Origin of the sequence: Lysinibacillus sp. UBA5990 (genome assembly GCF_002429815.1) — a bacterium.
Taxonomy (GTDB): domain Bacteria; phylum Bacillota; class Bacilli; order Bacillales_A; family Planococcaceae; genus Lysinibacillus; species Lysinibacillus fusiformis.
In genome coordinates this window covers 170,282-188,747 of record NZ_DJAY01000005.1, presented here as the reverse complement: position 1 = coordinate 188,747, position 18,466 = coordinate 170,282, and the positions used below count along the sequence as shown (strand labels likewise).

General features: G+C 38.7%; 18 protein-coding genes. 13 read left to right on the top strand and 5 right to left on the bottom strand.

Features of this window, described 5'->3' with window-relative positions; translation table 11 throughout:
• Window positions 1-29: 29 nt before the first annotated feature.
• Window positions 30-647 (bottom strand): spore coat protein, encoded by a 618-nt coding sequence (locus tag B3D94_RS03895; protein WP_069482568.1) that lies wholly within the window; start codon window positions 645-647, stop codon window positions 30-32.
• A gap of 132 nt (window positions 648-779) precedes the next feature.
• Here B3D94_RS03895 and B3D94_RS03890 point away from each other — a divergent pair, with 132 nt between their 5' ends.
• The 13 genes from B3D94_RS03890 to B3D94_RS03830 all read left to right on the top strand — a co-directional run bounded on the left by B3D94_RS03890 (window position 780) and on the right by B3D94_RS03830 (window position 14,305).
• A complete protein-coding gene (locus B3D94_RS03890) occupies window positions 780-1,361 on the top strand; it encodes a LemA family protein (protein ID WP_069482567.1) in 582 nt (193 codons plus the stop codon).
• Window positions 1,361-2,113, top strand: a complete 753-nt coding sequence (locus B3D94_RS03885) for a TPM domain-containing protein (protein WP_291754926.1) — start codon at window positions 1,361-1,363, stop codon at window positions 2,111-2,113. The genes B3D94_RS03890 and B3D94_RS03885 overlap by 1 nt, the downstream gene beginning before the upstream one ends.
• A 130-nt stretch (window positions 2,114-2,243) precedes the next feature.
• On the top strand, window positions 2,244-4,514 hold the full coding sequence (locus B3D94_RS03880; RefSeq protein ID WP_069482565.1) for a S9 family peptidase: 2,271 nt from the start codon (window positions 2,244-2,246) through the stop codon (window positions 4,512-4,514).
• A 205-nt stretch (window positions 4,515-4,719) separates the two neighbouring features.
• Entirely contained in the window at window positions 4,720-4,953 is a 234-nt protein-coding gene (locus B3D94_RS03875; protein WP_069482564.1) for a glutaredoxin family protein, read from the top strand.
• A 256-nt stretch (window positions 4,954-5,209) separates the two neighbouring features.
• Window positions 5,210-5,332, top strand: a complete 123-nt coding sequence (locus B3D94_RS03870) for a hypothetical protein (RefSeq protein ID WP_255250346.1) — start codon at window positions 5,210-5,212, stop codon at window positions 5,330-5,332.
• A 175-nt stretch (window positions 5,333-5,507) separates the two neighbouring features.
• Window positions 5,508-6,554, top strand: a complete 1,047-nt coding sequence (locus tag B3D94_RS03865; protein ID WP_291754922.1) for a sugar-binding transcriptional regulator — start codon at window positions 5,508-5,510, stop codon at window positions 6,552-6,554.
• A gap of 128 nt (window positions 6,555-6,682) precedes the next feature.
• On the top strand, window positions 6,683-7,699 hold the full coding sequence (gene gap / locus B3D94_RS03860) for a type I glyceraldehyde-3-phosphate dehydrogenase (RefSeq protein ID WP_008173218.1): 1,017 nt from the start codon (window positions 6,683-6,685) through the stop codon (window positions 7,697-7,699).
• Window positions 7,700-8,219: 520 nt separating this feature from the next.
• Complete coding sequence (locus B3D94_RS03855) at window positions 8,220-9,404, top strand: phosphoglycerate kinase (RefSeq protein ID WP_069482562.1); 1,185 nt, start codon at window positions 8,220-8,222, stop codon at window positions 9,402-9,404.
• 27 nt (window positions 9,405-9,431) lie between these two features.
• Window positions 9,432-10,193 carry a triose-phosphate isomerase gene (tpiA, locus tag B3D94_RS03850; RefSeq protein WP_291754919.1) on the top strand — a complete coding sequence of 254 codons (762 nt, stop codon included), beginning with the start codon at window positions 9,432-9,434 and terminating at the stop codon, window positions 10,191-10,193.
• Window positions 10,186-11,727 (top strand): 2,3-bisphosphoglycerate-independent phosphoglycerate mutase, encoded by a 1,542-nt coding sequence (gene gpmI, locus B3D94_RS03845; protein WP_069482560.1) that lies wholly within the window; start codon window positions 10,186-10,188, stop codon window positions 11,725-11,727. The genes tpiA and gpmI overlap by 8 nt, the downstream gene beginning before the upstream one ends.
• Before the next feature lie 2 nt (window positions 11,728-11,729).
• Window positions 11,730-13,022: a phosphopyruvate hydratase gene (gene eno / locus B3D94_RS03840; RefSeq protein ID WP_069482559.1), complete on the top strand. Its 1,293-nt coding sequence runs from the start codon at window positions 11,730-11,732 to the stop codon at window positions 13,020-13,022.
• Window positions 13,023-13,188: 166 nt separating this feature from the next.
• Window positions 13,189-13,800: a GNAT family N-acetyltransferase gene (locus tag B3D94_RS03835; RefSeq protein WP_291754916.1), complete on the top strand. Its 612-nt coding sequence runs from the start codon at window positions 13,189-13,191 to the stop codon at window positions 13,798-13,800.
• Window positions 13,787-14,305: a GNAT family N-acetyltransferase gene (locus tag B3D94_RS03830; RefSeq protein WP_291755016.1), complete on the top strand. Its 519-nt coding sequence runs from the start codon at window positions 13,787-13,789 to the stop codon at window positions 14,303-14,305. The genes B3D94_RS03835 and B3D94_RS03830 overlap by 14 nt, the downstream gene beginning before the upstream one ends.
• Before the next feature lie 69 nt (window positions 14,306-14,374).
• On the opposite strand, the gene dltD is transcribed toward B3D94_RS03830, so the two are convergent.
• The 4 genes from dltD to dltA are packed head-to-tail and all read right to left on the bottom strand — an operon-like array spanning window position 14,375 to window position 18,461.
• Window positions 14,375-15,547 (bottom strand): D-alanyl-lipoteichoic acid biosynthesis protein DltD, encoded by a 1,173-nt coding sequence (dltD, locus tag B3D94_RS03825; protein WP_291754913.1) that lies wholly within the window; start codon window positions 15,545-15,547, stop codon window positions 14,375-14,377.
• Window positions 15,544-15,777, bottom strand: a complete 234-nt coding sequence (gene dltC / locus B3D94_RS03820) for a D-alanine--poly(phosphoribitol) ligase subunit 2 (protein ID WP_012292252.1) — start codon at window positions 15,775-15,777, stop codon at window positions 15,544-15,546. The genes dltD and dltC overlap by 4 nt, the downstream gene beginning before the upstream one ends.
• 48 nt (window positions 15,778-15,825) lie before the next feature.
• Complete coding sequence (dltB, locus tag B3D94_RS03815; RefSeq protein ID WP_291754907.1) at window positions 15,826-16,989, bottom strand: D-alanyl-lipoteichoic acid biosynthesis protein DltB; 1,164 nt, start codon at window positions 16,987-16,989, stop codon at window positions 15,826-15,828.
• Complete coding sequence (gene dltA / locus B3D94_RS03810; RefSeq protein ID WP_291754905.1) at window positions 16,986-18,461, bottom strand: D-alanine--poly(phosphoribitol) ligase subunit DltA; 1,476 nt, start codon at window positions 18,459-18,461, stop codon at window positions 16,986-16,988. The genes dltB and dltA overlap by 4 nt, the downstream gene beginning before the upstream one ends.
• Window positions 18,462-18,466: the final 5 nt, after the last annotated feature.

The following is an 18,466-nucleotide window of genomic DNA, read 5'->3' as shown; positions in this document are numbered from 1 at the left end:
ATTCATCACTATGGACTGCCTTTTGATTTTTAATGAAGGGGATTAGAGGTTGTATCGTATGCATTAAGCATCGTTTGCATATCTTGTTGAGAGTACTGAGGCACTTGATAATAACCATGTTTATTTTGGTAAATGGATAATTCATAGGCCATTTCAATGCAGTTGGGAATACTATCCGCAACAACACGACGAACAACAGGGTTTGTCGTTTCTGTTGCAGCAGCCGTCATACATTTTGCTACTCCCTTTTGAGCGCCTAGTAAGAAACCAGAAATGGCTTCATCATTAATTTCATTGGCGTTTTGCATTGGTTTTTTAGGTTGCCCTGGAGTTAAGCCGTATTTAAAGTCATTTCCTGTTTCCATTTGGTAACGCCCCGTAGGAACAGATGGATCATGACCTGTTTTAAAGGACTCAACAATTGTATTATACATACCCAATGTAAAATTATATTGACGATCCAAAATGCTGAGTAATTCTTGATCCTTTACTTGTGGACGTAAAATGATCGCTTGATTCATACCAGCGATAATTTCACCAATTGCTTCATGCATGTCCATCATTTCGTGTCCACCATGATTTAGACTATGTTGTTGATTGAAATTTGTTTGATTGGATGATGATTCATTGTAAAACGATTGTGACAAAAAAAACGCCTCCTCATATAATTTTTGATGCAGTATTTAGTATGTCAAGCCAAAGGAATTTCATACGGTATAAATGCAAAGGCAAAAATGTAGACTAACAAAAGGAAATGCAAGTCAAGGAGGATTTTAAAAATGAAGAAATGGTTTGGACCTATTGGGATAATTGTTATCATTCTTATCGTGTTAGCCTTAGTATTGATTCCTAAATATAACAGTTTAGTGACAGCTGAGGAAAATGTAGATTCCAAATGGGCGCAAGTTGAAAACCAGCTTCAACGCCGCTATGATTTAATTCCCAATTTGGTTGAATCTGTGAAAGGTTATACGAATCACGAGCAAAAGGTCATTGCGGATATTACCAGCGCACGTGCTCAAATGAGCAATGCTAATACTCCCGCGCAGCAAGCTGTTGCGAATGATGCTTTAACTGGTGCACTTAGTCGTTTACTAGTAGTCGTGGAAAACTACCCTAACTTAAAAGCAGATGCAAATTTTCGTCAGTTAATGGATGAGCTTGCTGGAACGGAAAATCGCTTGGCAGTTGCGCGGGAGGATTACAATAATGAAGTACAACAATTCAATAAACATGTTAAACGTTTTCCTGGAAATTTAATGGCAGGAATGTTTGGGTTTGAACAAAAAGAATACTTTAAAGCCGCTGCGGGTGCCGAACAAGCGCCTTCTATTGATTTTAGTCAACCAGGTACAGAGTGATGAAGCGTTGTATTATACAGCTGATTATCGTTTGCTCAGTCCTTCTTTTTAGCACGAATATGACAAAAGCAGCAATGCCGTCACCCATGAAAAACACGTATATCCATGATTTTGCGAATGTCCTATCTTTAGATGTAAAACAAGAGCTAAACCATTATTCAGAGCAGTTAGACAAAGGGACAGGTGCTGAAATCATGGTCGTAACCCTCGATAGCCTTCATGGGCAGGAGGCGAAAATGTATGCGACAAAGATGATTCGTTCCTGGGGCATTGGGGACAAAGAGAAAAATAACGGTGTTCTCCTACTCGCTACATTTGGACAGGGAAAAGGCCAAAATGATGTGGTGATAGCTGTTGGTCAAGGCTTAGAGGGACCATTACCAGACGGTAAATTAGGACGTATTTTAGATAATGCATTTTACCCTTTCGCAAGTGAAGGTGATAATGATCAAGCCTTTCTAGCTACATATGCAGAGGTCTTTCGTGCTGTAGCTGAAGAGTATAATTGGAATGGTGAATTACCAGCAGGTGCAAATGAAGATGAAGGAATGCCCATTTGGCTCATTATTGTCATCGTTATTATGATCCTCATTTTTTCTTCATTCTTTTCGAAAGGTGGAGGAGGCGGTCCTCGTGGCAGAGGCTACGGCGGCTATCCTGGCGGCTTTGGTGGCGGACGTTCAGGTGGTGGTGGTTTTGGAGGGTTTGGTGGCGGATCTTCAGCAGGTGGAGGGGCAAGCCGGAAATTTTAATATTAATGACAAGCGAGCTAATTGTTTAGTTCGCTTTTAATGTGAAAATATTGACAAAAATACAAATAATGGTATAATTTGCATATATCGACTATCGATATAACGTAAACTGATATAGGGAGGAATCATTTTGAAAAAAAGATTTTTAACTGCATCATTAGCCATTATTTTAACAACTGCTACGGTTATTCCTGCAACATTGCAGGAAGTACATGCTGCCAATGAAACAAAGGTTGTATTAGCACAAGAGGAACATCTTTCAGCCCAGGAGTTTCTAGATTTAGCAGTAACAGCTTTAACATTCCAGCATGGCTCCGATTCAATGCGTCAAAAGTTTAAAGATCAATGGGTAAAGGCTGGGGAGATTTCAGATTTAAGCGCTACTATTAAACGTGATCAAGCAGCTCGGATTTTAGTCAGAGCTGTCGATAAAGAAGAAAAAGAAACGTCACTGACAGCGTATTTAGAGAAAGCCAATAAGCTTGGTTTCTTTAATGGAGTGTCCTCAAGTACTGAGTTTATGACGAAACAAGATGCTAGTAAACTCCTTAACAATGTTAAACATATAAAAAATGGTTCCAATAATGAAGGGGTAAAAGAAATTTCCGTGGAAGATTTTATAAAAAATCCAGGGAATTTTGGTTACGAACTGTCACCAGATGGTAATTACATTACATTTGCTTCTGCATGGGAGAACCGCTCGAATGTTTTCGTGAAAAAAATGAATGATAATAGTGAGCCTGTTCGTGTTTCAAACTCAAAGGATCGAAATATTGCAGGTTTTTTCTGGAAGGATGATGCTTTACTTTATTTGAAAGATAAAGGTGGAGATGAAAACTTCCATATTTATTCTACAACATTTAACGGTTCTGTGGAAAAAGATTTAACACCATATCCTAACGTGACTGTAGGGATATTGGATAGCTTACAAGGTGTGAAAGACGAAATTCTTATTATGATGAACAAAGAGGATGCTACCGTTTTTGATGTGTACAAGCTAAATGTTAAGACGGGAAATACGACTCATGTTGCTAAAAATCCTGGTAATATTACGAACTGGTTAGCAGATCGTAATGGCAATGTACGTGTAGCTGTGGCTACTGACGGGGTGGAAGGTGCTGTCCTTTATCGAGATTCAGAAAAGGATGAATTCAGACCATTTATTAAAATGGGTGCTGGGGATGAAGTCATGCCGTTAGCTTTCTCAAAGGACAATAAGTTTATCTATGCTACATCCAATAAAGGTCGAGATAAAGTCGAAGTAGTAAAATATGATTTACAAGGAAATGAAGAAGTAATCATGTCTAATGATGAAGTCGATGTTTCCGGTGTATTGTATAATGCTGAAAAAGATAAATTATTATATGGTGCTTATGCTACAGACAAAATTCATTATCAATTCTTTGATCAGGACTTTGAAAAGTTATTTCGTCAAATTCAAAACAAGCTTGGTGTACATGAAAGCGAATTTGGTATAAATGATTACAATAAAGAAATGACAAAATTTATTGTGAGCGTTTCGAGTGACACCATCTATGGAAAATATTATTACTATGATTCAACAACAGATGAATTAACAGAATTAGCGACTTTAAGTCCTTGGTTAAAAGCTGAAGAACTTGCAGAAATGCATCCTATTTCTTATAAGAGTCGTGATGGATTAATTATAAATGGTTATTTAACGTTGCCGAAAAATAAAAATGCTAAAGATCTTCCTCTTATTGTAAACCCACATGGTGGACCGTGGGCTCGCGATATGTGGGGCTTTAATCCAGAAGTACAGTTATTAGCAAATCGTGGCTATGCAGTGTTGCAAGTAAACTTCCGTTCCTCGACTGGGTATGGGAAGGAATTCCTGCAAGCTGGTAATAAGCAATGGGGCTTGAAAATTCAAGATGATATAACGGATGGCGTTCAATGGGCGATTGACCAAGGTATTGCTGATCCTAAACGTATCGGTATTTACGGTGCTTCATTTGGTGGTTATGCAACATTAGCTGGTATTACGTATACACCAGATTTATATGCAGCAGCAGTTGATTATGTAGGTGTATCTAATATTTTCACACTATTAGATACAATTCCACCATACTGGGAAACTATGAGAGAACTGTTTTATGAACGAGTAGGCCATCCAGAGAAAGATAAAGAATTATTAACAGCGGTTTCTCCGGTGTTCCATGCAGATAAAATTAAAACACCTTTATTTGTTGCACAAGGCGCAAATGATCCACGTGTCAACAAAGCGGAATCCGACCAAATTGTAGAAGTTTTACGTGCTAGAGGTGTAGACGTAGAGTATATGTTAAAGGATAATGAGGGCCATGGCTTCGCGAATGAAGAAAACAGAATCGAATTCTATAATGCCATGTTGAAATTCCTTGATCATCATTTAAAATAACATAATAACCAAAAGGCATTGATGCGCTTGTTATTCGCACTCAATGCCTTTCATTTTTTTAGTAAGTTTTTGAATCAATCCACCACATAGTTTACAATCATTGTAATTATCATTGTCATCGTGTTAGATTCATTGTTAAAGTTCTACCATGAAAAAACGAAAGCAAAAACACTTCGTTTAAAATAGAAACAGGGGGGTGCCATCCATGATTGTTCAATTTTTTAGTCGAGCTAATTGTCCATTATGTGTAGAGGGCTTACATACATTAAAGCTTGTACAGGAAGATGTAGCGTTCGATATTGAAATAGTTAATATTGAAGAGGATGATCGGATACACGAAAAATATATGTTAATGATACCTGTAGTAGAAAAGGATGGGGTCGTTATCCAATACGGCAATCTTGATTATGCCACATTGATGGAGTACTTGGGCAGTTAAGTTACAGGTCTTTAAAAAGGTATTAACGGCGAAAATCGCTCTATTGTTAGTTGTCATTCATACAATTCACAAATTGTTCAATGAAAGCGGTTTGAATTTGAACAGTTTGTGAAGACCTTCACATTAGACTTTTATTTTATAAAAATCAGAGTAGAATAGGTATCAAGTAAGACGTTGTTATAAAACAGATAATGAAAAGTATCACAAATTCTAGTGGTTGTTATATTACAAAAGCGATGTGAAGGGAGATTTTACAATGTGGGTTATTACAGTATTTGAAAAAAAGGACGTTCGTATTTTTGAATTTACAAATAAAAATGAAGCAACAAAAGCTTTAGAAGGATTCAAGAAAAATGCAATTTTATCTTTCACAAAATAAGCAAATCAAAGTCTCGTAGCTATTAACTAAGCTACGGGGCTTTTTTTTAATCCAAAACTATACAATTACTTGCGCTTTCCAAATATGCGTATTATAATAAAATTATAAGTGGGACACAAAATGATATAGTGGGATGAAATACAACCCACCCCTATTAACAAGGGAGTAGATAAATATGTTCACTATTCCAGAGGCACAGCAAAGGCTACTTCCTGAAATGTATCCGCTTCTGCAATCTAGATATCGTATTTTGCAAGCCGTTCAACTCATGCAACCTATCGGGCGTCGAACACTCGCAGATTCTTTGAAAATGACAGAGAGAGAAATTCGTAAAGAAACTGACATTTTACGTGAACAAGGGTTATTAGATTCACAAAAGTCGGGTATGGTATGTACAGATGATGGTGAAGAAGTGATTGAAAAACTGAGAGCCATCGTTTATGAATGGTCTGGTTTAACCCAGCTTGCAAAATTGCTTGAAAACCATTTTGGTATACAACATGTTGTTGTTGTACCAGGTGATTATAGTGAAGACAATACAATCCTAACCTTGCTTGGCAAGGAAGCAGCATTGCAATTTATGTCTACTGCATTTGATGAACAAGTTGTAGCGGTCACTGGTGGAAAATCAGTTGCCTCGCTAGCTCAATTTTTACATCCATTAGATGGACAAAAAGATATTACCTTTGTTGCTGCACGTGGAGGAATTGGTCATGAAATGCAAATGCAAGCTAATACGCTTGTTGCAACATTTGCCATGCAGATGGAGGAACAATACCGTACGTTATTTTTACCTGAGCATTTAAGTGAGCAAGCTTATCAAGCTATGTTAACTGAGCCTATGGTAACTGAAATGATGGCATTTTATGATCGAGCAGATTGTGTGATCCATGGCATTGGATCGGCAGAGGAAATGGCGATTCGACGTAATTCATCTTCTGAGGATTTGCGAATTCTTGAGGAGAAGGGTGCGGTAAGTGAGGCATTTGGCTATTACTTTAATGCCGATGGTGAAATCGTACATCGTATCCGCACGATTGGCATTCAGCTTGAACAGGTAAAAAATAGCCAGCAAGTTATTGCCGTGGCAGCAGGAAAACAAAAGGTCAATGCGATGCTTTCTTATTTTAAAGTAGCGCCAAAGCAAACTATTTTTATTACAGATGAAGCAGCTGCAAAAGCCATTGCTGCTACATTATCTTCTGACAGCCATCTTGAATGATGGGTGTGAGCATTACCATGTCACTCGATCTCAAAAAGTGTTGAAGCACTTTTTGAATGAGCATAAAAGCAATTTAACGTCTCTATTTCAATAGAGGCAGACATTACACATTATTGGAGGAATTAACAATGGCATTAAAATTAGCAATTAATGGATTTGGACGTATTGGACGTTTAGTATTTCGTGAGGCAATGAAGCAAAATGAATTTGAAGTAGTAGCTGTAAACGACTTAACAGACGCAGGTCAGCTTGCACACTTATTGAAATATGATTCAGTCCACGGTATCTATGATGCTGAAGTCAATGCAGATGAAGATTCTTTCGTAGTGAATGGTCAACGTATAAAAGTATATGCTGAAAAAGATCCTTCACAATTACCATGGGGTGAATTAGGAGTAGACGTAGTTCTTGAATGTACTGGTCATTTCCGTTCAGTGGAAGAAGTAGGTAAGCATATTGAAGCAGGAGCTAAAAAAGCAATCCTTTCTGCACCAGCAAAAGGAGCAATGCCTACATTTGTTATGGGTGTCAACCATACAGACTATAACCCAGCAACAGACGATGTTATCTCAAATGCTTCATGTACAACAAACTGTCTTGCGCCTGTAGCGAAAGTACTTGATGAGAAATTTGGCATTGAACGCGGTATGATGACAACAATCCACTCTTATACAAACGATCAACGAATCCTAGACTTCCCACACTCTGACCCACGTCGTGCGCGTGCAGGGGCGGTATCTATGATTCCAACAACAACTGGGGCAGCGGTAGCCGTTTCTAAAGTATTACCACAATTAAAAGGTAAATTAGATGGCTTCTCTATGCGTGTACCAACACCTAACGTATCATGTGTGGACTTAGTTGTAGAATTAAAAGCAGATGTAACGAAAGAAGCAATTAATGCGGTATTAAAAGAAGCATCTGAAAATGAATTAAAAGGCATTTTAGACTACAATGAACTACCATTAGTGTCTATTGATTATAACGGTAACCACCATTCTTCTACGGTTGATGGTCTTTCAACAATGGTATTAGAAAACAAAATGGTGAAGGTTCTAGCTTGGTACGATAACGAAATTGGTTACTCTACTCGCTTAATGGACTTAGCTTTATACATTGCTGAACAAGGGTTAAACAATAAATAAGTATCATATTTCAACATTTTGAGTAAAAAGTGTGACATAATACTGCTTTTTATGTACAAAAAGTATAGCCTTTATAATATCGAATAGATATAATATACAAGGGTATTGGGAGTAAGGGATAACCCTTACTCCCTTTTTGTCTAAATTCAGCAGGAAACGCCCACCTCTTTAGGTGATGTGATGAATACACAAATGGCTCTCTTTAATGGAGTGGGAGTGGGTGTCCAAACACCACCAACTACATCAAGATAATAGCCCGGTGGATGTCACAGATTTTGCTAGGGCTCCAACACTAAGGCGTAATTGATACATGGTGTTTGCAAGACATAAAAGGGTATTTTTGCTACTATAAAAACAAGTATTAGGGTTCATTATCAAAAGTTGGAGAATCATATGCATACTAGATGGTGACCCCGAAAAAGTACCAAGATGACTTTTCGATTTAGGAAGCATGGTGTGGAGCCAAGATGGGTAAAACACAAGGATGTAAGACTAAAACAACTTTGAAGGGAGTTTCTTCATGTTAAATAAGAAGACAATGAAAGATATTGATGTAAAAGGTAAACGCGTTTTTGTACGTGTTGATTTTAATGTTCCAATGGCGGATGGGGCCATTACAGATGAAACACGTATTCGAGCAGCTATTCCAACAATTGAATATTTAGTAGAGCAAGGTGCAAAAGTCATTTTAGCTTCTCATTTAGGTCGTCCAAAAGGTGAAGTAAAAGAGGACATGCGTCTAACAGCAGTTGGTAACCGCTTAGCGGAGCTAATGAGCAAACCAGTTACGAAGCTAGATGAATCCATTGGGCAAGCAGTGGAAGAAGCTGTTGCGAGCATGCAGAATGGAGACATTTTACTTCTTGAAAACGTTCGTTTCCATGCAGGCGAAGAAAAAAATGATCCAGCTTTAGCACAGCAATTTGCTCAGCTAGCAGATATTTATGTCAATGATGCTTTCGGTGCAGCTCACCGAGCACATGCTTCTACAGAAGGAATCGCCAAGCACATTCCTGCAGTATCGGGTTTCCTTATGCAAACGGAATTAGATGTACTTGGTAAAGCGCTATCGAATCCTGAACATCCATTTACAGCGATTATCGGTGGTGCCAAAGTTAAAGATAAAATTGGTGTAATTGAAAGTTTATTAGAAAAAGTAGACCACTTAATTATTGGTGGTGGATTATCATTCACGTTCATTAAGGCACAAGGCTACGATATTGGGAAATCATTATTAGAAGAAGATAAAATTGAGCTAGCAAAATCATTTATTGAAAAGGCGAAAGCGAAAGGCGTGCAATTACATATGCCAATTGATGCGGTAGTGGCTAATGAATTTTCACAAGATGCGGAAACAAAAGTTGTGGATGTAGATGCTATACCTGCCGATTGGATGGGACTAGACATTGGGCCAAAAACAGCTGCTCACTATGCAGAGGTCATTAAAAATTCTAAATTAATCATTTGGAACGGACCAATGGGTGTCTTTGAAATGGATAAATTTGCGAATGGTACAAAAACAGTGGCTGACGCAATGGCAACTACATCCGGTTATACAGTAATCGGTGGTGGTGACTCTGCGGCGGCAGTTGAAAAGTTTGAAGTAGCTAATAAAATGGATCACATTTCTACAGGTGGCGGTGCTTCACTAGAGCTAATGGAAGGTAAAGAGCTTCCAGGGATTGTTGCACTAAACGATAAATAAGCCAAATAAAAAATCGGAGGCAAGACGATGCGTAAACCAATTATTGCAGGTAACTGGAAAATGTTTAAGACATTTGAAGAAGCTATACAATTTGTAGATGCCGTACAGGATAAACTTCCTTCTAATGAGAAAGTAGACGCTGTAATTTGCGCACCAGCACTTTACCTACCTACACTTGTGCAAGTTGCTAGTGAATCGGAGCTAGCTATTGGTGCCCAAACGATGCACTATGAAAATGAAGGGGCCTTTACTGGTGAAATTAGTCCTGCACAGCTAGCAAGTGTGGACGTGGACTATGTCATATTAGGACACTCAGAACGTCGCGAGTACTACAATGAAACAGATGAAGCTATTAATAAAAAAGTAACAGCAGCACTTGCACATAATATTGTACCGATTATTTGCTGTGGTGAAACGCTAGAGGAACGTGAAGCGGGAACAACAGAACAAAAGGTTGCGGGCCAAATTAAAGCGGCACTTGCTGGATTTGAAGCGCAGCAAGTAGAGCACATGGTCATTGCCTATGAACCAATTTGGGCAATCGGTACAGGTAAAACGGCTACAGCCGATGATGCCAATCAAGTTTGCGGAGCGATTCGTTCGGTCGTTGAGGAATTATTTGATGTTGAAACGGCTAATGCAGTTCGCATCCAATATGGTGGCAGCGTTAAGCCTGACAACATTCATGAGCTTTTAACAAAAGAGCATATTGATGGAGCATTAGTTGGTGGAGCAAGCTTACAACCAGAATCTTATTTAACATTATTGGAGGCGGCAGCAAATGCCTAAAAAGCCAGTAGCATTAATTATATTAGATGGCTTTGCATTTCGTGATGAAGCATTCGGAAATGCAGTAGCACAGGCTAATAAGCCAAATTTTGATCGATATTGGAGCCAATTCCCACACGCTACATTAACAGCATCTGGAGAGGCCGTTGGGCTACCAGAAGGACAAATGGGTAATTCCGAGGTGGGTCATTTAAACATTGGTGCTGGTCGTATTGTTTATCAAAGCTTAACGCGCTTAAATAAATCGATACGTGAAGGGGACTTCTTTACAAATCAAGCATTTTTAGATGCTGTGGCACATGTGAAAGCACATAATTCTAAGCTGCATATTATGGGGCTTTTATCAGATGGTGGTGTTCATAGTCATTATGAGCACATGTTTGCTCTATTAAAGCTTGCAAAACAGCAAGATTTAACGGACGTTTTCGTTCATGGCTTCTTAGATGGTCGAGATGTTGGGCCTACAACAGCTTTAGCCTATATTGAAGAAACAGAAAAACAAATGACTGAAATGGGAGTAGGTCAATTTGCATCTATTCACGGTCGTTACTATGCAATGGACCGCGATAAGCGATGGGATCGTGTCGCGCTTACTTATAATGTACTGGTAGATGGCGTTGGTCAAACAGCGGAAAGTGCAAAAAGTGGTGTAGCAGCATCCTATGAGCGTGAAGTGACAGATGAATTTGTCATTCCGTTTAGCATTCAAGAGCATGGAGAGCCAGTGGCAACGATTAGTGATAACGATGCAGTTATTTTCTTTAACTTCCGTCCTGACCGTGCTATACAGTTGTCAAAAGTATTCACAAATGAAGGCTTTGATGGTTTTGCAGTATCTGCCAAGCATCCAAAAAACTTAAAATTTGTGTCCTTTACTCATTATAGTGATGAAGTTAATGCACAGGTTGCTTATGAAAATGACAACTTGAAAAATACAATCGGTGAAGTGTTAGCGATGAATGGTAAAACACAGCTACGCATTGCCGAAACCGAAAAATATCCACATGTTACTTTCTTTATGAGTGGTGGACGTGAGGAAAAATTCTTAGGTGAAGAACGTATTTTAATCGCATCCCCAAAGGTTGCCACATACGATTTAAAACCTGAAATGTCTGCCTATGAGGTGACAGAAGCCTTACTTGCGGAAATTGAGGCTGAAAAATTTGATGGTATTCTTCTTAACTTTGCCAACCCTGATATGGTAGGTCATAGTGGAATGCTTGAACCAACAATTAAAGCCATTGAAGTAGTGGATGAATGCTTAGGGAAAGTAGTCGATGCGCTTCTTGCAAAAGGTGGTGCAGCTATTATTACAGCTGACCATGGGAACTCAGATGAAGTGGTAACACTAGCAGGGGAGCCTATGACAGCTCATACAACAAATCCTGTTCCAGTAATTGTGACAAAACCAAATGTTGTTTTAAGAAATGGTGGTATTTTAGCCGATTTGGCTCCAACCATGTTAGAATTATTAGAGGTGTCACAGCCTACTGAAATGACAGGTCAATCATTAATTGAAAAAGAGGAGAATTAATTATGCCATTTATTACACAAGTTTATGCTCGCGAAGTTTTAGATTCACGTGGGAACCCAACAGTAGAGGTTGAAGTATTTACAGAGTCGGGCGCTTTCGGACGCTCAATCGTACCATCAGGTGCATCAACAGGTGAATACGAAGCTGTAGAATTACGCGATGGTGACAACTCTCGTTACCTAGGCAAAGGTGTATTAAAAGCAGTTGAAAATGTTAACACAATTATTGCACAAGAATTAGAAGGTAACTATTCTGTTCTTGACCAAGTTGTCATTGACAAAGCTTTAATAGAGCTTGATGGCACAGAAAATAAAGGCAAGCTAGGTGCTAACGCAATTCTAGGTGTATCCATGGCAGTTGCACATGCTGCGGCAGATTATTTAGATGTACCTCTTTATCAATATCTTGGTGGGTTTAATTCTAAACAATTACCAGTACCAATGATGAACATTTTAAATGGTGGAGCACACGCAGATAACAATGTAGATATTCAAGAATTTATGGTTATGCCTGTCGGTGCAGAATCTTTCCGCCATGCACTACGTATTGGTGCTGAAATTTTCCATCACCTGAAGGCAGTACTAAAAGCTAAAGGCTATAATACAGCAGTAGGTGACGAAGGTGGTTTCGCACCAAACCTTGGCTCTAACGAAGAAGCGATTACAGTCATTTTAGAAGCGATTGAAAAAGCAGGCTACAAACCAGGTGAAGAAGTGAAGCTTGCAATGGATGTAGCTTCATCAGAGCTTTTCAATAAAGAAGATGGTAAATACCACTTAGATGGTGAAGGTGTTGTCAAAACTTCAGAAGAGATGGTTGATTGGTACGAAGAGTTAACAAACAAATACCCAATCATTTCAATTGAAGACGGCTTAGATGAAAATGACTGGGCTGGACACAAGCTATTAACTGAACGTATTGGTAGTCGTGTTCAATTAGTAGGTGATGACCTATTTGTTACAAATACAAAAAAATTATCTGCAGGCATTGAGCAAGGAGTAGGAAATTCAATCCTTATCAAAGTGAACCAAATCGGTACATTAACAGAAACATTTGAAGCGATCGAAATGGCAAAACGTGCAGGCTACACAGCAGTTATCTCTCACCGCTCTGGTGAATCAGAGGATGCAACAATTGCTGATATCGCCGTAGCAACAAATGCAGGCCAAATTAAAACGGGTGCGCCATCACGTACAGACCGTGTAGCTAAATACAACCAACTTCTTCGCATCGAAGATCAACTTGGTTCAACAGCTGAGTACCTTGGTTTAAAATCATTCTATAACTTAAAATAAGCGACTGATATGTATATCGTCCCAAAAGTGAAACATACTTTTGGGGCGATTTTTTTATGGATGTAATGATTGCGATGGATGTGTTCATGAAAAATGAACAAAGCATCCATCGTTTATTATGATTATAATAATATGTATGAAAGAAAGTTATGAAAGGGAAAATACTATGGAGAAAAATATGGAAGTATTTGCTCGAACAGATCGTCTTCTATTAAGAAAATTTCAGACGGATGATATTGAGAGCTTTTATGCATATCGGGCTGATCCTGAAATAGCTAAATATCAATCGTGGGAGAATTATCAATATCACGAAGCAAAAACGTTCGTGCATCACCAAATAAACCATGTTCCTCATCAGCCAGGGACATGGTACCAATTCGCCATTGCTTTGAAGGAAACGAATGAGCTTATTGGAGATTGCGCACTTCACACGCCTTTAAGTGAACCACGCATTGTAGAAATTGGATTTACCCTTTCTCCGAAACATCAAGGGAAGGGATATGCAAAGGAAGCGGTTTGCGCGTTAATGAATTATCTTTTCCATTCATTCAAGAAACATAAAGTCATTGCTTTTGTGGATGTAAGAAATAACAAATCTATTGCCGTACTTGAACGTGTAGGGATGAGACGTGAAGGTCATTTCTTACAAAACTATATGTCAAAAGGGCAATGGGTGGATGAATATCAATATTCTATTTTAGCATCTGAATGGGAGAGCAGTAAATTTGACTGTAAGCTCCAGACGAAAGGAGAGCAGAGTGACAATGTACATTCTTGAAACAGAACGACTTATACTGCGCTTACAAACAACGGATGATGCGCCATTTATTCTTGAGCTAGTGAATGATCCCTCATGGATACAATTTATCGGTGACCGCGGTGTGAAGACCATAGAGGAGGCGGCTAATTATATAGAAAATGGTGCAATACGTATGTATGAGCAATTCGGATTCTGCCTATATGTAGTTGAAAAAAAGGAAGATCAAACCCCGATTGGAATATGCGGTTTCGTCAAAAGGGATACTTTAGAGGATGTAGATATTGGATTCGCGTTTCTCCCTAATTATTGGGGAAAGGGATACGCCTATGAAGCAGCATCAGCGGTTTTAGCCTATGGTCTAGATACACTAGGATTTAATCGAATTGTGGCTATTACTACCCAAGATAATCATGCGTCAGCTAAGTTACTCGAAAGAATTGGCTTGCAGTTTGAAAGGGTCATCCAATTTTCCAATGATTCTGAGGAACTTAGACTTTTCTCATTTAATGAAGAGGAAAGTTAATGAACATAAAAAAGGTCAGTCTGTAGTGAGCTAACACTTCAGACTGACTCTCCACTTACTATTAAATTATTACTGTGCCCAGTATTTATCCATACTCTGGTCTAAATAAACCCAGCCCTTCCAGCCAATATGAATCGTATCCATTATAAAATAAGGATCGTACTCATGGTCTGTAAAATCAACATAGTCGACATTGGCATCCTTTAATAGTTGTGCCATCTTCTCATAATATTGTTGACGACGTTCTTTAGGATAGCCATTATAATCATACCAATAGCCGTTAACGGGAATAGAGACGAATAATGGCTTAGCACCAGCATCCTTTAACACATCCATAACTAACTGAAAATCCTTGTACTCAGGAGATTCCGTATAATCTTCATGCTTGCGCATATTCTTAAACTTTGAAAAATTAGCGTTAACCAGTCGCTTGTAAGCTCTATTTTCAATCATATATTCATTGGAGACACGTTTCTCCCCATAGGCTTCAGCATGCTGTATTTGCTGTTCAAAGCTTTGGTCCGCAACGAGCTTATCATTATTTTTTAATGAATGCCCCTTGCGAGGGAATAGCGAATAGTAGAGATCCTTTTTTTCTAGTAATTCCTTGTGAAAGCGGCCCGCTACCATAGCAATACGTCCTGTAACAGGATGTTTTTTGCCATTAGACATTTGATATTGATACATCGTTTTTAAGAGACGATCTCGCTCAACAGTATCAAATTCTAACAGGCGTTCCATAGCCTGTTTACGGAGATTAGCATCCATATCACGATTAAACGCTAAGTCATAGGCATGTAACATAGAATAATTCGGTGAAAAATGGAATTCACCCATGCCTTTTTCCGTAAACCATTGGGGTGAAATAATAAAGACTAATTTTTTGCCCTCTAAATTTTTCTCTTGCGCCGCAAAATTTAAGAAATGCGTAATGGACTGCATCCCACCACGACCAATCATAAATGTCGTATACGGGGCATCTGTTGCACGGGCATAATTATAAGGGTGAAACGGGTCAAATCGATTTAATTCAGAGGAACCGTATAAAGGCATGGAAGTAGGTTCCTGTAACATTCGCTCCTGTAAATACGTGCCTTGAAAAACGAGTGGAGACATATTTGTTTTGGCTTGCTCCACATCATCTTCTGATATCCAAGCTTTGATCCAAGAATTTGGAAAGAAGACAAAGCCTGAAAACAGGGCTAAGGCAATAAATAGTGATAGAAAGCCTTTTTTTATCATTGTCTTTCAGCTAATTTCCCTGCAATACGATTCGGCGTGTTCCATTCTTCACGATTAAAATCAGTAATAGGTACAGAAATATTAAAGCGATTCTCAATTTCTACCAATAAATTAATGGTACCAAAAGAATCGAGAAGACCTTCCTCGAATAGATCGATATCTGGGTTTTCTACAATAATTTCATCTTCACATAACTCTACTAGCATTTCTAAAACTTGTTGTTTATCCATTAATAATTCTCCTTTATTGAACAGGCTTTATTTGTAGAAAGCCTTTAGTTAAAATAATTTTCCTGAAAAGATATAGAAGCCAAAACATACGGCATTGAACGTGATAAATACACCAATGGCATGCGTCCATTTATTTTTTGGCCAAAGCTTATGCTTTTTATTCCAGCGTTCGAATTTATCGAAGCTAATAATTAATAAGGCATGATAGAGGCCGTAAACGACAAAATGCCATTCGAGGCCATGCCAAATGCCCATTAAAAAGAAGAGTAAAAAGAACCCTATATATGAAATGGCGAATTTATTTTTCAGCCATTTTTTCTTCGTCATCCAAAGGACAAAGCGCATATAAACATAATCTCTAAACCAGAAGGAAAGACTCATATGCCAACGGTTCCAAAAGTCTTTAATATTGCGACTGGCAAATGGACGGTTAAAGTTAATAGGTGTTTGAATGCCCATTATTCGGCTCACGCCTACTGCGAATGCACTGTAGCCTGCAAAGTCAAAGAATAAGTAAAAGCTATACATATACATATACGCCAGCTGTCCTTGGAAAGGTGTCAAATAGTTATACGTATGGTTTGGCAAATAAATAAGTGTGTAGTTGTAGATTAAATAAGCCAATATAAATTTATATAAAAAGCCCACAAAGATATAGTTAATGCCACTTAGTAACAGCTTTTGATAGTCTTCCGAAGAGGAAACCGAATGAAAATCCTTGGTAAAACGGCGCCAACGATCGATAGGACCCGACGATACTGTAGGAAAGAACAGTAAAAAATAGGCCAGTTCGACGATAGAGGCTTTTTCCTTCATTAAGCCGTCGCGTGTTTCTAAAATCATTTGCACCGCTTTAAATGTAATGTAGGACACACCTAGGAAGCCGAATAAATGATGTAGACCAAGGATAGGCAAAATCTTCACTAGCACAAGCGGCAAAATCGACAGGAGCACAGCCATGACAAAAACAGGTCCATTATTTTGCTGTTGTCGATAGCGTTGATAGGTCGTAATAAGCACTATTTGAAAGACCGTAAACAATATTAACGAAATGGATCCGTTCAATGAGTGTCCAAAGATAATGGCTAAAACAATCAACGAAACTAATAAATTATAATGCTTCGCAGACTTGCCACGTAAACCTAATAGAATGGTAGGTAGCAATAATAGTCCAATAATGAGAAAGAATGCTATATTTCCATAAGGCGTCATACTGTTTCCATAACCGCCAATCCTTTACGATCGACTTTACCATTTGGATTTAGCGGTAAAGCGTCCATATATTTAAACGTTCTAGGTATCATATAGGCAGGTAAATACTCTGATAATAGGGTCTTCAGCTGCTTCGTCATTTTAAAAGCAGAGTCCGCTAAAGGCTCACGTAAAACGATATGAGCATTTAGAGAAACAATTTCTTTATCTTTATAGACAGGAACTACTACACAGCTTGAAACAGGTGGTAGGTTACTAATTTGTTTCTCAATCTCCTCAATCTCTAAGCGATAACCATGTAATTTTACTTGGAAATCCTTGCGACCTAAAAAGAACAAATACCCATCTTGCTCATAGCCCATATCTCCGGTTTGATAGATGCGATGACCAGCTACAGTTGGAAAGGCTTTAGCTGTTAACTCGGGTGCTCCTAAATAACCTGCACTGACAGTTGGCCCCGAAATAACAATTTCTCCATCATCTAATAAAGAAACATTTGGCTCAGAAATAGGAGCAATCGGTAATTGCTCAAATTGTTCTATTAATGCTTTCGTTACCTTTACATAGGATACAGCGACAGTCGTTTCAGTAGGTCCATATAAATTATAGATTGTGGCCTGTGGAAAACGTTGCATGAGCTCTTTAATGACAGGTACTGGTAAAACTTCACCGCAGAATAAAAAGGTATCTAATGCAGGCATGAGCTTTTGCTCCCATTCCTTGTTCATTAAGCACATCTTGGCAAAGGAAGGGGTAGACGTCCAAACACGAGTATTGGACAGCGCTAATGAGTCAAATAAAGCTCGCGGGTTAGCAATTTCTTGTTGTGTAATTGCGTAAAGCATATGCCCTCCTATAAGAGCTGGATAGAGATCCATGACGGATAAGTCAAAAGAATAGGGAGCTTGATTTAAAAATACGCCTGATTCCTGTATTGGAAAATGCTCCTGCATCCAAGTAACGAAATGAGCTAAATTATTGGCAGTTATTTGGACGCCCTTTGGCTGCCCAGTCGAGCCAGAAGTGTAAATGATATAATGAATCTCCTCCTGCTGCACCCAGCTTGTTGATGCTGGACTGTCTTGGAGGGAGGGTGAGTCTAACACATCACTCACTGTTACTACAGGTATGTTTGTTAGCATCTGTAATGGTTCTGTAGTGAATACTAGACAAGCTTTCGATGCCTCTAAAATTAACTGTAATCTTTCAGACGGTGTTGACGAGTCAACGGGTACATATGGGTGTCCCGCCTTTACTGCACCCAAAAAGGCAGCAATCTGTAAAGGGGACATATGTCCATAAACGACAATGGGCTGCTGTCTCTGCAAATGATGTGCCATGATATAATCGGCTAGACAATCCGAATAATGCCAAAGCTCACCATATGTTAAGGAGGCATTGTAGGTTTGATAAGCAGTTTTTTGTGGCTGTTGGATGGCCACACGTTCAATAGCTGCTAAAATACTTAACATCAGTA

Bases quoted from the DNA above. Each gene is read 5' to 3' on its own strand.
- dltC (WP_012292252.1), bottom strand. From the start codon at position 15,777: ATGGATAAACAACAAGTTTTAGAAATGCTAGTAGAGTTATGTGAAGAT.
- dltD (WP_291754913.1), bottom strand. From the start codon at position 15,547: ATGATAAAAAAAGGCTTTCTATCACTATTTATTGCCTTAGCCCTGTTT.
- B3D94_RS03870 (WP_255250346.1), top strand. From the start codon at position 5,210: ATGTGGGTTATTACAGTATTTGAAAAAAAGGACGTTCGTATTTTTGAA.
- gpmI (WP_069482560.1), top strand. From the start codon at position 10,186: ATGCCTAAAAAGCCAGTAGCATTAATTATATTAGATGGCTTTGCATTT.
- dltB (WP_291754907.1), bottom strand. From the start codon at position 16,989: ATGACGCCTTATGGAAATATAGCATTCTTTCTCATTATTGGACTATTA.
- eno (WP_069482559.1), top strand. From the start codon at position 11,730: ATGCCATTTATTACACAAGTTTATGCTCGCGAAGTTTTAGATTCACGT.
- dltA (WP_291754905.1), bottom strand. From the start codon at position 18,461: ATGTTAAGTATTTTAGCAGCTATTGAACGTGTGGCCATCCAACAGCCA.
- B3D94_RS03855 (WP_069482562.1), top strand. From the start codon at position 8,220: ATGTTAAATAAGAAGACAATGAAAGATATTGATGTAAAAGGTAAACGC.
- B3D94_RS03875 (WP_069482564.1), top strand. From the start codon at position 4,720: ATGATTGTTCAATTTTTTAGTCGAGCTAATTGTCCATTATGTGTAGAG.
- B3D94_RS03835 (WP_291754916.1), top strand. From the start codon at position 13,189: ATGGAGAAAAATATGGAAGTATTTGCTCGAACAGATCGTCTTCTATTA.
- B3D94_RS03865 (WP_291754922.1), top strand. From the start codon at position 5,508: ATGTTCACTATTCCAGAGGCACAGCAAAGGCTACTTCCTGAAATGTAT.
- tpiA (WP_291754919.1), top strand. From the start codon at position 9,432: ATGCGTAAACCAATTATTGCAGGTAACTGGAAAATGTTTAAGACATTT.
- B3D94_RS03830 (WP_291755016.1), top strand. From the start codon at position 13,787: ATGTACATTCTTGAAACAGAACGACTTATACTGCGCTTACAAACAACG.
- B3D94_RS03885 (WP_291754926.1), top strand. From the start codon at position 1,361: ATGAAGCGTTGTATTATACAGCTGATTATCGTTTGCTCAGTCCTTCTT.
- gap (WP_008173218.1), top strand. From the start codon at position 6,683: ATGGCATTAAAATTAGCAATTAATGGATTTGGACGTATTGGACGTTTA.
- B3D94_RS03890 (WP_069482567.1), top strand. From the start codon at position 780: ATGAAGAAATGGTTTGGACCTATTGGGATAATTGTTATCATTCTTATC.